Below are 13,487 nucleotides of genomic sequence, written 5' to 3'. Positions count from 1 at the left end.
GTGCGGCCCGTGCGCGGGGGCGCTCAGGCGTGCGGTGCGGGGCGGCCGAGCTGCCACAGCGCGTACGCCGTCAGACAGAGTGCGGCGCCCGCGCAGGCCAGGCGGAGCGCGTCGGCGGGGCCGGGCGGCAGACCGAGGAGGGCGGCCGCCCCGGCGCCAGCGGCGGCGGTGAGACAGACGACGGCGGACGGCCAGGCGGTACCGAAGGCCTGGAGCAGGAGCGCGGTCCACAGGGTGGCCGCCAGGAGCAGCAGCGCGGCCGGCGCCACCCCGGTGGCCAGGGCCGCCGGCACCAGGGGCAGCAGATAGGCGAGCAGACAGAGGGCGAGGACGCCGGCCGAGCGCAGCAGGAACCCGGCCGGGGTCGCGGTGGCGCGCAGGGCCGCCACCGACAGTCCGCGGTAGCGGTACAGCAGCCACTCCGCGGGCCCCATGCTGACGGTCAGCACGATCACCGCGTACGGCTCCTCGCGCCCCTCGAGGAGCACCAGCACCCCGGCGGCCAGTCCGAACAGACCGTACGGCACCGACCACCTGAGCCGCGGACGGTTTCCGGCTGGCGAAGTGGGCGCGGGGGGCGCTGTGGTCGCGGCGAGGGCCGTGCGCAGCGCCAGGGCGGTCGCGGTCAGCGTGGCCAGCAGGGCCAGCGCCGGCAGTCCGGCCCGCAGTGCCTCGCCCGGCTCCGCCCACGGCAGGACGAGAGCCCCCACGACCAGGGGGGAGAGCGCGGCGAGCAGCAGCCGTTCCCGCGCCAGCACCAGCAGGACGCCCGCCGCCGCCAGGTACAGCGACTGCGCGGCGGCGGCCAGGAGCACCGGCAGGCTCCCGGCGAACGGCACGGCCGCCGCCGTGGCGAGGGCGGCGCCGACGGGCGCGCCGGTGAGCAGCGCACGGCCCGCCGCGCGCCGGCCGGCCGTCATCCTCAGGTGGGCGCGGTGGCCGAGTCCCTGCCCCCAGGCCCAGGAGAGCAGGCCCGCGACGATCAGCGCGGGGGCGTGGTCCGCGGCGTTCCACAGCGGACGGGTGAGCAGGAAGGCGAGCCCCGGCAGGGCGAACAGCACGCCGCGCAGCAGACAGCGCACGGTGTCCGGGCGCCATACGTCGGCCGCGGGGGAGGGGTCGGGGAAGGTGCGCGGGACCCGTTCGTAGAGCGCGGCGGCCAGGGAGAACAGCCCCGGGTGGCCGTAGCGCTCCTTGATCAGGGCGGCCGGCAGGCCCTCCGCCTCCAGCAGCGCGGCCACCTCGTAGGGGTGGACGGCGGGCCCGATGCGGTCGGCGAGTTCGGCGGCCAGTTCGCTCACCGCCTCCTCGTCGGGCCCCCGCCGCGGCAGCCGCAGGGTGAGCGTGGTCTCGTCGGAGGGCCGGCGCGGCCGGCGGCGCGGCGGGCGGGTCTCGGCGAGGCGCAGGGCCAGGGTGTCCCGTTCGGAGCCGCCGGGTTCCAGGGAGATCGGCCCGCTCATCCCGCCACCGTGCCGACCGGCGCGAGCGGCCGGGGCGGCACGGGTATCGCCGCGGGTTCCCGGGCCGGCGCGGCCAGTTCGAGGTAGATGGAGCGGAAGGTGTCGATGGTCCGGCGCAGGGTGAACTGCTCGATCACCCGCAGCCGCGCGGCCTCGCCCATCGCGCGGCGGCGTACCGGGTCGCCGAGCAGCTGCAGGGCGGCCGAGGCCATCGACCGGGGGTCGCGGGGCGGTACCACGAGCCCGGTGTCGCCCACCGCCTCGCGCACCCCGCCCACGTCGGTGGAGACGGTGGCCCGCCCGCACGACATGGCCTCGATCAGGGTGAAGGGGAAGCCCTCGCTGATGCTGGACAGCATCACGACGTTGCCGGCCGCGTAGGCGTCCTTGATGTCGTCGACCCGGCCCTCGAAGGTGACCGCGTCCGCGTGCCCCAGCTCGGCGGCGAGCGCCTCGCACCGCTCCCGGTAGGCCTCGCCGCCGCGCGGGGTGCCGCCGAACAACCGCAGGCGGCAGCCGGGGAGTTCGGCGCGGACCAGGGCGAAGGCCCGGATCAGGGTCTCCAGGTCCTTGATCGGGTCGACCCGGCCGGCCCAGCTGAGGGTGAGGTCCTCGGGTTCGGGTCCGGCGGGCGGGAACGCGGCCGGGTCCACGCCGTTGTAGACGGTGCGGATCGACTCCGGGGCGGCGCCGCCCTCCTCCTCCCACAGCCGGTTGTAGCGGTTGCCGGGGGTGATCAGCGCGGCCCGCCGGTAGGTCTCCTCCGCCAGCAGCCGGAAGAAGCCGAGGACGACCGCCTTCACCGGCCAGCGGTAGGGCGCGGTGCGGTGGCCGAGGTAGCGCTCGCGCAGGTACACGCCGTGCTCGGTGAGCAGCAGGGGCACACCGTGCCGGTCCAGTGCGGCGAGGCCCGGCAGGACGGCCAGGCCGCCGCTGACGGCGTGCGCCACGCCCTTCTCGGGGGCGGGCGCGGTGAGCGGGCGCAGGGCGTGCTCCAGCAGCGCGGTCGCGGTGAGCGCGTCGTGCAGGGTCGGGCGCGCCTCGCGCACGGCTAGGCCCGGCCGGTTCCACACCGAGGTGAGGACCGCGACCGCCCGGTCGCCGCGCAGGAAGGGGCTGAGCCCGCCGTCGGCCGCGGCCCGCGCCAGTGTGTACAGGGCGGGCCCGAAGCCGCCCTCGGCGCGCGGGTCGAGCAGCGCGGCGAGGAACTCCTCGTAGGCGCAGGCCAGTCGGTTGCGGGCGCGGCCGCGGGGCGGGCGGCCCGCGGGCGGGTCGCCCCACAGGGGCACGGACCGCACCCGCGCGACCTGGGCGGGCAACTCCCAGGCGAGCGGCTCGCGTCCGGTGCCGGTGACGGCGATGACGTCGAAGTCGAGGTCGGGCATGCCCTGGACGAGCTGGTCGCACCAGACGCTGACGCCGCCGTGACTGTGCGGGTAGGTGCCTTCGGTGAGCAGGGTGACGCGCGCCGCGCCGGAGCGGCGCGCGCCGTGGGGAACGTGCATGGGTGGGCTCCACGGCCGAGGTGTGGGGTGGTTCGTGTTCCGGTCGGTGGGTGGGCCGTTCAGCGGGCCGGGGCCCGGGTGTCCGGTGGCGTGGCCGTCGGCGTGGTGGTGCGTGTGGTCCGCTGCATGCGGTGAAGTCCCCTCCCCCGGGCAGGGGCGGGCGCGGCTCCCCCGGAGCCGGCGCACCCCCCTCGCGGAACGCCGGCTCCCCCTCCGAGGCCGGTCGTCTCCGCATCTGTCGGCGTCAACTTAGTGAGGTGTCTGTGCGGGTTTTGTGATCTTGCCGTGAAAGATGACGGAAAAGCGCTCTTGATCCCTTGATTCGGAAGACAACCGAATCATGTGTTTTTCCGTCCGGGGTATGGGTGGGGCGCCGTGGACGCAAGCGCTTCATGTGCTGGTCGTGGACCCGCGGGGCGTGCCGCCGGTCCCCGGCGGGGCCCGGCCGCACCACCGGTGGTCCATACCGGGAGGGTTGGTCCGGATCAGGCCGGAATCAGGTCACCCTAAGGGAGTAGTGCCGCGCCGGACCTCTTGTGCTTGGCGCGCTCTTGAGGGGCTGCACATCTCGCGTACCGGCGACTTTCACGCGGGCGCCACCGCACCCTTCCCTCACGTTCGATGCCCTTGGAACACTCGATTCCCGTCACGTGAGACACACCTTCCGCACGAGAGGTCCCTCACCCATGTCCGAGGTCAACCGGCGCCGCTTCCTCCAACTCGCGGGCGCCACGAGCGCGTTCACCGCGCTCTCCGGCAGCATCGAGCGTGCCGCGGCGCTGCCCGCGAACCACCGCACGGGGTCGATCGAGGACGTCGAGCACATCGTCGTCCTGATGCAGGAGAACCGCTCCTTCGACCACTACTTCGGCACGCTGAGAGGCGTCCGCGGCTTCGGCGACCCGCGTCCGGTGACCCTCGCGAACGGCAGCCCGGTGTGGCACCAGTCCGACGGGACCAAGGACGTGCTGCCCTTCCACCCCGACGCCGACGACCTCGGCATGGCCTTCCTCCAGGACCTCCCGCACGGCTGGAACGACGGCCACGCCGCCTTCCACGGCGGCAAGTACGACGGCTGGATCGCCGCCAAGTCCGCGACGACGATGGCGTACCTCAACCGTCAGGACATCCCGTTCCACTACGCGCTCGCCGACGCCTTCACCGTCTGCGACGCCTACCACTGCTCCTTCATCGGCTCCACCGACCCCAACCGCTACTACCTGTGGACCGGTTACACCGGCAACGACGGCAAGGGCGGCGGTCCGGTCCTCGGCAACGACGAGGCCGGCTACCACTGGACGACGTACCCGGAGCGGCTGGAGAAGGCGGGCGTCTCCTGGAAGATCTACCAGGACGTGGGCGACGGCCTCGACCGGGCGGGCGGCTGGGGCTGGATCCAGGACGCCTACCGCGGCAACTACGGCGACAACTCACTGCTCTACTTCACCCAGTACCAGGACGCCCAGCCGGGCGACGCCCTCTACGACAAGGCCCGCACCGGCACCGACGCCCGCAGGGGCGAGGGCTTCTTCGACCGGCTCCGGGCGGACGTCAAGGCCGGGAAGCTGCCGCAGATCTCCTGGATCGTCGCCCCCGAGGCCTTCACCGAGCACCCCAACTGGCCGGCGAACTACGGCGCCTGGTACGTCTCCCAGGTCCTCGACGCCCTCACCTCGAACCCGGAGGTGTGGTCGAAAACGGCCCTGTTCCTCACCTACGACGAGAACGACGGCTTCTTCAACCACGTCGTCCCGGCGTTCCCGCCCGCCTCCGCCGCCCAGGGCCGGTCCACCGTCGACACCGGGCCGGACGTGTTCAAGGGCGACAGCGGCCATGTCGCCGGCCCCTACGGCCTCGGCCAGCGGGTGCCGATGCTGGTCGTCTCCCCCTGGAGCAAGGGCGGTTACGTCTGCTCCGAGACCTTCGACCACACCTCGGTCATCCGGTTCATGGAGCGCCGCTTCGGCGTCCACGAGCCGAACATCTCCCCCTGGCGGCGCACCGTCTGCGGCGACCTGACCTCCGCGTTCGACTTCGGCCGCAAGGACACCCGCCCGGTCTCGCTGCCCGGCACCGACGGCTACGCGCCGCCGGACCGCGACCGCCACCCGGACTACGTCCCCACGCCGCCCGCGCACCCCGCCCTGCCCAAGCAGGAGCCCGGCCACCGCCCGACCCGCCCCCTCAAGTACGCGCCGTTCGTGGACGGTTCGGCGCACGGCGCGGCCGGGGAGATCACGCTCACCTTCGCCTCCGGCGCCAAGGCCGGGGCCGCCTTCCTCGTCACCTCCGGCAACCGCGCGGACGGGCCCTGGAGTTACACCACCGGCTCGGGCAGGACGGTCTCCGACACCTGGAACCCGGCCGCCTCCGGCGGCTCCTACGACCTCACCGTGCACGGCCCCAACGGGTTCCTGCGCACCTTCCGGGGCAAGGAGGCGGGGCTGGAGGCGATCGCCCGGCACAGCGGCGACGGCCTCGAGCTCACCTTCACCAACAAGACCGCCCACGCGGCCGTGCTGAGGCTCACCGACGGCTACGGCGGCCACCCCGCCTCCGTACGGGTGCGCCCCGGCGCCCTGGTCCGCCACCGCGTCGACCTGACGCGGAGCCGGCGCTGGTACGACGTCACCGTCACCGCCGACGGCGACGCGGACTTCGTACGGCGGTTCGCCGGTCATGTGGAGAACGGACACCCCGGCGTCAGCGACCCGGCGATCGTCACGGAGTAGGGCGAGCGTCCGGGAGCGGGCGGGTCCGGTCGGGTGTCGGTGGGCTCGCGGTAATGTGCCCCGGTGACCACGCATTCGAACACACCTGCAGGCTGGTACCCGGATCCGCACGGTGCGGCCCAGACGCTGCGCTACTGGGACGGCACCCAGTGGACCGAGCACACGCACGCCGACCAGCAGGGCAAGCCCGCGCCGGCCGTCCCGGCCCAGCAGAGCGGGCCCAACCCGCGTGTCCAGCGCCAGGTGCAGCAGGAGGCCGGGGTCGCCCCGAGCGGCCCCGGCGGCGGCACGCTGTTCAGCGAGCCGGTCCTGGTGGTGAACCAGAAGGCCAAGCTCATCGAACTGACCAACGAGTACAAGGTCATGGACCAGCAGGGCGACCAGCTCGGCTCGGTCGTCCAGGTCGGCCAGAGCACCCTGCGCAAGATCATTCGGTTCGTCGCCAGCATCGACCAGTACCTCACCCACCGGCTGGAGATCCGCGACGCCCACGGACAGCCCGTGCTGCTCCTCACCCGGCCGGCGAAGATATTCAAGTCCCGGGTGATCGTGACGCGCCCGGACGGACAGCAGGTCGGCGAGATCGTCCAGCAGAACGTCTTCGGGAAGATCAACTTCGCCATCAACGCGGGCGGTCAGCAGATCGGCGCGATCAAGGCGGAGAACTGGCGGGCGTGGAACTTCGCCGTCGTCGACCACGCGGGCAGCGAGGTCGCCCGGATCACCAAGACCTGGGAGGGCCTCGCCAAGACGATGTTCACCACCGCCGACAACTACGTCCTGCAGATCCACTACCAGCTGCCCGAACCGCTGCTGAGCCTGGTCGTCGCCACCGCCCTGACGGTCGACACCGCGCTCAAGCAGGACGCCCGCGGGCTCGGCTGACGCCCGGTCACAGCGGGGTGAGGTGCTCCGGTCCGGTCAGGGGCCGGGGCAGCAGGGCCGGCTCGGCGGAGGCCGTCTCCGGCTTCAGCTTGAGCACGGCGGCCACCGGGTGCTCCTCGTCGTGGACCGGCAGCGGCTCCGGCGTGGCCCGCGACAGCAGCACCACGCCCCGTCCGGCGAGCCCCGCCCCCGCCAGCGCGAGCAGCACCCCGGCCGGCCCGCCCTGGAGCCGTTCGCCGAGCAGTACCAGCCCGATCGCCGCCGCGGCCACGGGATTGGCCAGCGTCACCATCGCCAGCGGCGCGCCGAGCCCACCCCGGTAGGCGGTCTGCGACAGCAGCAGCCCGGCCGTGGCGAACGCCGCGACCAGCAGAGCCACCCCGATCACCTGGACGCTCAGCAGCGAGCCGGAGCGGTCGGTGGCGGCCACCGTCACCGTCTGGGTGAGTGCCGAGGCCACCCCGGAGACGATGCCGGACGCGCTCGCGTGCCGCAGTCCCGGCCGGGTGCCGGGCCGGGCCAGCAGGCCGATCAGTGCCGCCGTGGCCCCCGCCACCGCGACCGCCTCGGAGCCGCTGAGCGCGTGTTCCGGGGCCGGGCCCGAGGCCGTGACCAGGATCGCGCCCAGCCCGGCCAGGGTGAAGGCGGTGCCCCGCCACTCGGCCGCGGTGACCCGCCGTCCGGCGACCCGGGCCCCCATCGGCACCGCGGCCACCAGCGTCAGCGCGCCCAGCGGCTGCACGACGGTCAGCGGACCGTACTTCAGGGCCACCACGTGCAGCAGCGCCGCCGCGGCGTTCAGGCCCACCGACGCCCACCAGGCGCCCCGGCCCAGCATGCGCACCAGCCCGGCGCCGGGGGAGCGGGAGGCGAGCCGCTCCTGGGCGACGGCCGCGGCCGCGTAGGCGACGGCCGAGAACAGGGAGAGGACGACGGCGACGAGGGTGGCGTTCATCGGCCCGCCCCCACCAGGACGTGGTCCCCGGCCTTCGCCCGGACCGGGCGCGGGCCGCCGCGGCCGGTCGTGGCCGCCGTCCGGACGGGCACGCGGATCACCGCGAGCGCCGCGCCGAGCAGGGCGCCCGCCACGATCGCGTCCAGCCAGTAGTGGTTCGCCGTCCCCACGATCACCAGCAGCGTCACCAGCGGGTGCAGCAGCCACAGCCAGCGCCATCGCGACCGGGTCGCCACGATCAGCCCGACCGCGACCATCAGGGCCCAGCCGAAGTGCAGTGAGGGCATCGCCGCGAACTGGTTCGACAACTGGTCCGTCTGCGGCGGTCCGTACACCGAGGGGCCGTAGACGCGCGCGGTGTCGGTCAGGCCCGCCGCCGTGAGCATCCGGGGCGGGGCGAGGGGGAACGTCAGATGCAGCACCAGGGCGGCCGCGGTGACGGCGGCCAGCACCCGCCGGGCCCACACGTAGTGCGCCGGGCGCCGCAGGTAGAGCCAGACCAGGAAGGCCAGCGTGGCCGGGAAGTGCACGGTCGCGTAGTAGGTGTTCGCGACCCGAACCAGGACGTCCCCGTGCAGCAGCAGGGACTGCACCGCGCCCTCGCCCGGCAGGTGCAGCCGGCGTTCGGCGTGCCACACGTCAGCGGCGTTGCGGAAGGCCTCGGCGGTGTGGCCCGTGGCCAGCTGCCGCCCCACTTTGTAGACGAGGAAGAGCCCTGCGACGAGCAGGAGCTCCCTGACTATCGGCGGCCGGGCCGGCTGGACCGGCTCCGCTGTTTCAGGCTCGGTGCGGGCATTCATCCCCGGCCCCTTCACTGGACGGTGGTGCGTTTGATCGATCGATACGGCATCGTACCGATACGGTACTGTACCGATACGAGCGAGTACCGGTACACTTGCGTATCGATTGAGATACGACACACTGGAAGCACAGCGAGAAGGACAGCGAGAGAAAGCGAGGCAGAGGCGATGACGTCGCAGGCCGCGGAGGGACCGGAGCCGGTCGCCGCAACGCGCCGCTCCAAGATCACGCCCGAGCGTGAGAAGGAGTTCTTCGACGCCGTCCTCGAACAGATCCGCGCCTGCGGATACGAAGCGGTCACCATGGAGGGCGTCGCCGCCACCACCCGGTGCAGCAAGTCCACGCTCTACCGGCAGTGGAAGACCAAGCCCCAGTTCGTCGTGGCCGCGCTGCGGTCCCGCAGGACCGGGCGGCTGGCCGGCATCGACACCGGTTCCCTCGCCGGCGACCTGTGCGAGGCCGCGCGGGCCACGGGCCGCTGGTCGTCGCACGACGGCACGCTGCTCCAGGCCCTCGGCCACGCGGTGCACGGCGACGAGGACCTCGCGCGGGCCCTGCGCGAGGCGCTGATCGACCCGGAGATCGACGCGCTGCGCGCGATCCTGCGGCGCGGCGTCGAGCGGGGGGAGGTCCCGGCCGACCACCCCGCCCTGGAGTACATCCCCGCGCAGATGTTCGGCGTCGTCCGCGCCCGGCCCGTCGTGGACGGGGAGTTCGCCGACCCGGACTACCTGGTCCGGTTCGTGGAGGCCGCCGTACTGCCCGCGCTCGGGCTCGACAGCCCGTCGCCGCCAGGACCCAGGCCGCCGTCCACGGGATGACCGGACGGTGACCTGCTCGCGCCGCACCGTGGGGACGGGGGCGGCGCGCGCCCACCGGCCGGGTGGGGTTCCCCTTGAGCGGAGGGGCGCCCCACCCGGCCGATCGCCCGGGCCTCACACGTCGGTGCCGCTGCCCGAGCCGGACGCGACCTTGATGCCCTTCGTGATGGTGTCGATGACGGACACGCTCTGGTCGGCGTCCAGGCCGAACCGCAGCACCACCAGCCGCTTGGCGTCCGCCGGCGAGGGGAACGCCAGCGATTCCACGTACCCGTCGGCGCCCTTGCTGGTGATCGCCTTCCAGCGCACCAGATAGCCCTTCTGCCCGGCGACGGTCACCGCCTTGGAGGCGAGCACCTGGTGCGAGGTGATCGCCCCGTAGGTGTCGCCGCCGTAGGACTGCTCCGCGTTCTCGGCGATGTCCGCCTTGGCGACCTCCTCGGCGGTGTCGCCCTTGGTGCCCAGCAGCTCCACGGGCGAGGAGTACACACCGCCCTTGGTGCAGGACTTGGAGGTGTCGCCCGGGCACTTGTACGACGAATCGGACGTCACGGCCGCGCCGGAGCTGCCCTCCTGCCCGTACCAGCCGCTCGGGATCGGGATGCTGATCCCGTTGAGCGCGTCGGTCACCGACCCGCTCCTGATCTTCGGCGCCTCCGACTCCCGCGGCGACGGCGAGGCCCCGCCGGAGCCGCCCGAGCCGCCGGGTCCGCCGTCCGACCCGCCGCCCCCGCCCGGTCCGCCCTGGCCCCCCGGCCCCTGCGCCGTACCGCCACCGCTGCCGCCGTCGCCCTTGGACAGCGCGTACACGCCCACCCCGATGCTGGCGAGGACCGCGACCGCCACCGCGACGGCTATGCCCGTGCGCAGCCCGCGCCGCGGGCCGGTGCCGTCCGGCGGGGCCGGGTACACCGGATAGGCCGGATACGCCGCATACGCGCCGTCGGTCGGCGCCTGCGCCGGCGGACCCCATGCGGCGGCCGAGCCCGCGGGGCGGGTCTGGTCCGTCCACGCCTTGCCGTCCCACCAGCGCTCGGTGGCGGGACCGTCATTCGTCTGCCCCGGGTCGGGGTACCACCCGGGAGGAGTCACCTGCGTCATGCCCTAACCGTATGAGGCATCGGTGAAAGGCGGATGAGAGGGAGGGGAATCCGTCACCCGGGCCCGCACCGGCCCGGCGCCGCGCTTGGCGTGAATTCGACGTCAAATCGGGGTACGTCGACGGTCGTTGACGTTTCGGGGCCCGCGCCGCAGGCCCGTCCGGCCGGGCCGGGGTCCGTCGTGTCACTCGTGGAGGCAAGACCTGCGCGGACTGCCTACACGGCGCCCTCCGGACGGCTACGCTCGAGTTCTGTACGTCGTCCGGGCGATACTCGGGGAGGTAGCGGGATGACGGAGGCACGGCCGGCGGGGGCCGCCTCGGCTTCCCTGTGGGAGCGCGACGAGGAGATCGCCGCCATCACGCGGGCGGTGGACGCGCTCTGCGCCGACCGGTCCTCCTCGGGCCACCTGCTGGTGCTCCGGGGCGAGGCCGGGGTCGGGAAGACCGCGTTGCTGGCCGAGACCCGCCGTATCGCCGAGGACCGCGGCTGCGCGATCTGGTCGGCCCGCGGCGGCGAGACGCTCAGGTCCGTCCCCTTCAACGTCGTACGGCAGCTGCTCCAGCCCGCGCTGCTGTCCCTGCTGCCCGAGGAGGCCCGCGAGTACCTCGGCGACTGGTACGACATCGCGGGCCCCGCGCTCGGCGTGGCGGAACCCGGCGACACCCCCGCCGACCCGCAGCACGTGTGCGACGGACTCGTGGCCGCCGTCAGCCGGCTCGCCACCCGCTGCTACCCCCTCGTCCTGCTGATCGACGACGCGCACTGGGCCGACCAGGAGACCCTGCGCTGGCTCGCGGCCTTCACCGAACGCCTCGACCGCCTCTCCGTCCTGGTCGTCGTCGCCCGCAGGCCCGAGGAGGTGGGCGGCGACCGGGGCCGCTACCTCGACACGATCGGCGAGGCCGCCGGCCCCCGCGTCACCAGCATCACCACCCTCACCCCGGCCTCCGTCGCCGGACTGACCCGCGCCACCCTCGGCGAGCACGCGGACGCCGCGTTCTGCCGCGAGGTGTGGGCCGTCACCGACGGCAACCCCTACGACACCGTCGAACTCCTCGCCAAGGTCAAGGACAAGGGCCTGGAACCGACCGAGGCCTCGGCCGCGGAACTGCGGCCCCTGAACCGGGCGGCCCGCGGCGGCGGACTCGTCGACCGCCTGGAGGAACTGGGCGTCGAGGCCACCCGGTTCGCCATGGCGGCCGCCATCCTCGGCGGCGTCGGCATCTCCATCGACGAGGCGTCCCGGCTCGCCGTCATGGGCCGCGACACCGCGGTGCGCTGCGCCGAACTGCTGCGCACCGCCCGTATCCTCACCGAACCCGACCCGGCCGCCCTGCCCGCCGCCGAGGGCGACCTGGAGTTCGTCCATCCGCTCATCGCCACGGCCGTCTACGACAGCATCCCCGCCAGCCTGCGCACCGCGATGCACGGCATCGCCGCCAAGATCGTCACCGAGGCCGGCAAGGGACTCGCGGCCGCGTCCCGGCACCTCATCCAGGTCCACCCCGAGGGCGACCAGGAACTCGTCGAGCAGCTCCGCGGAGCGGCCGGCGAACACCTCGCGGTCGGCGCCCCGGACGCGGCCCGCCGCTGTCTGGAGCGCGCCCTCGCCGAACCGCCGGACCCGGACGTCCACGCGCACGTGCTGTACGACCTCGGCTGTGCCACCCTCCTCACCGCGCCCGCCCGCACCGTCGAGCACCTGCGCACCGCGCTCGCCCTGCCCGGTCTGGAGGGCGACCTGCGGATCGACGCCGTCTACCGCCTCTCCCAGGCCCTGCTGCACAACGACCAGATGGAGGAGGCCGTCCGCACGGTCGAGGCGGAGGCGAACCGGCTCGACCCGGGCCCGGCGAAGATGCGGCTGCAGGCGGTGCAGTTCATGTGGGAGTGCGTGCACGCGGGCGAGGCGATCTCCCCGAACCGCTCGGAGCAGCTCACCGCCCTCGCCGCCACCTGCACCGGCCGTGACAACGCCGAGCGGGCCCTGCTCATCCTGCGCGGCTTCGACGCGGTGACCCGCGGGGAGAACGCGGAGGAGGTCGTCGAGTACTGCGACCGCGCCCTGGTCAACGGCGGTCTCGCCCCGGGCCTCGGCTGGACCGACCAGGTCTGGGGCATCGAACTGCTGATGATGCTCTCCAGCTCCTACGCCTACACCGACCGGCTCGACCGGGCCGACACCTTCTTCAACGAGGCCCTGCGCACCTACGAGTCGGCCGGCTGGAGCGGCGGCCATCTCGCCCTCGCGCACGCCTACCTAGGACTCGGTCTGCGCCGCCGCGGCAGGCTGAAGGAGGCCGAGGAGTCCCTGCGGAAGTCCCTCCGGCTCGCCGAGCGCGTCGGCCGCGGACTGCCGCTGTACTGGTCGGCCACCTGCAACCTGGTCGACGTGCTGCTCTGCCGCGGCCATGTCGAGGAGGCGTGGGAGGTCGCGGAGGAGTGCGGCTTCGCCCCGCCCTACCCGTCCACGATCGTGCTGCCCGACCCCCGCTCGGTGCGCGGCCGGCTGCTGCTCGCCGTGGGCCGCACCGCCGAGGGGATCAACGAACTGGAGGAGGCCGAGAAGGCGGCGGCCGTCCGCGGCCACCTCAACCCGGTGATGGTCCCCTGGGCGGCCGACCTCGCCCGGGCCCTCGCCACCGTCGACCCGGCCCGTGCGGCGCTGCTCGCCGCGGACGTCCGCCGCCGGGCGGAGCGGTTCGGCACCGACACCGCGATCGGGGAGGCGCTGCGGTGCGCCGCCGCGCTGGAGACCGGTCAGCGGGCGGTCCGGCTCGCCCACCAGGCCGTCACGCTGCTGGAGTCCTCGCCGAGCCAGTACGAGCATGCGGCCGCGCGGATCGAGTACGGCATTCTGTCGCGGTCGGTGTCCGAACTGAACCGGGGGCTGTCCCTGGCGCGGACCTGCGGGGCGGACGGACTGGTGGAGCAGGCGGAGAGGGCGTTGGGGACGGGCTGAGTCCTTTCGGCGCGGTGCGGGTGCCGGTGCGGGGCCGGGTGTGGGTGCAGGTTGGGTGAGGATGTGGGTGTGGGGCCGGGCGAGGGTGCCCGGGTGGGTGCGGAGCGGTGTGAGGGGTGTGGGCGCGGCGCCGGGTGCGGGTGCCGGTCTGGGTGTGGGCCGGGTGCCGGTGAGGGGCCCGGGCAGGGGTGCCGGTGCAAGCCGGGTGGGGGTGCTGGTCCGGGGCCGGGTGAGGGTGCCGGCCGGGGGAGGGGGCGTGCCGG

9 protein-coding genes are annotated in these 13,487 nt (G+C 74.0%); 4 read left to right on the top strand and 5 right to left on the bottom strand.

Going from position 1 to position 13,487, the window contains the following annotated elements; genetic code table 11:
- Positions 1 to 23 precede the first annotated feature (23 nt).
- Both U5640_RS05305 and pelF read right to left on the bottom strand, forming a co-directional pair.
- Positions 24 to 1,460, bottom strand: a complete 1,437-nt coding sequence (locus U5640_RS05305; protein ID WP_340374632.1) for a hypothetical protein — start codon at positions 1,458 to 1,460, stop codon at positions 24 to 26.
- A complete protein-coding gene (pelF, locus tag U5640_RS05300; protein WP_340374631.1) occupies positions 1,457 to 2,965 on the bottom strand; it encodes a GT4 family glycosyltransferase PelF in 1,509 nt (502 codons plus the stop codon). Before pelF ends, U5640_RS05305 begins: the two co-directional genes overlap by 4 nt.
- Positions 2,966 to 3,651: 686 nt before the next feature.
- Here pelF and U5640_RS05295 point away from each other — a divergent pair.
- The gene (locus tag U5640_RS05295) at positions 3,652 to 5,697 is read left to right on the top strand and encodes a phospholipase C, phosphocholine-specific (RefSeq protein ID WP_340374630.1); all 2,046 of its coding nucleotides are present in this window, start codon (positions 3,652 to 3,654) and stop codon (positions 5,695 to 5,697) included.
- A 63-nt stretch (positions 5,698 to 5,760) separates the two neighbouring features.
- Positions 5,761 to 6,582, top strand: a complete 822-nt coding sequence (locus tag U5640_RS05290) for a phospholipid scramblase-related protein (RefSeq protein WP_340374629.1) — start codon at positions 5,761 to 5,763, stop codon at positions 6,580 to 6,582.
- Positions 6,583 to 6,589: 7 nt separating this feature from the next.
- On the opposite strand, the gene U5640_RS05285 is transcribed toward U5640_RS05290, so the two are convergent.
- Together U5640_RS05285 and U5640_RS05280 are read right to left on the bottom strand one after the other, a co-directional pair.
- Positions 6,590 to 7,537: a hypothetical protein gene (locus U5640_RS05285; protein ID WP_340374628.1), complete on the bottom strand. Its 948-nt coding sequence runs from the start codon at positions 7,535 to 7,537 to the stop codon at positions 6,590 to 6,592.
- Entirely contained in the window at positions 7,534 to 8,337 is an 804-nt protein-coding gene (locus tag U5640_RS05280) for a phosphatase PAP2 family protein (RefSeq protein WP_340374627.1), read from the bottom strand. Before U5640_RS05280 ends, U5640_RS05285 begins: the two co-directional genes overlap by 4 nt.
- Before the next feature lie 168 nt (positions 8,338 to 8,505).
- Between U5640_RS05280 and U5640_RS05275 the strand changes: the two genes are divergently transcribed.
- Positions 8,506 to 9,159: a TetR/AcrR family transcriptional regulator C-terminal ligand-binding domain-containing protein gene (locus tag U5640_RS05275; RefSeq protein ID WP_340374626.1), complete on the top strand. Its 654-nt coding sequence runs from the start codon at positions 8,506 to 8,508 to the stop codon at positions 9,157 to 9,159.
- A 114-nt stretch (positions 9,160 to 9,273) separates the two neighbouring features.
- Here U5640_RS05275 and U5640_RS05270 read toward each other — a convergent pair whose 3' ends face one another.
- Positions 9,274 to 10,260 (bottom strand): DUF2510 domain-containing protein, encoded by a 987-nt coding sequence (locus U5640_RS05270; protein WP_340374625.1) that lies wholly within the window; start codon positions 10,258 to 10,260, stop codon positions 9,274 to 9,276.
- Between the two features lie 288 nt (positions 10,261 to 10,548).
- On the opposite strand from U5640_RS05270, the gene U5640_RS05265 reads away from it, so the two are divergent.
- On the top strand, positions 10,549 to 13,224 hold the full coding sequence (locus U5640_RS05265; protein WP_340374624.1) for an AAA family ATPase: 2,676 nt from the start codon (positions 10,549 to 10,551) through the stop codon (positions 13,222 to 13,224).
- Positions 13,225 to 13,487: the final 263 nt, after the last annotated feature.

It is taken from the genome of Streptomyces sp. SS7, from assembly GCF_037993025.1.
Classification (GTDB): Bacteria; Actinomycetota; Actinomycetes; order Streptomycetales; family Streptomycetaceae; genus Streptomyces.
This window is presented reverse-complemented; position numbering and strand designations above follow the sequence as displayed.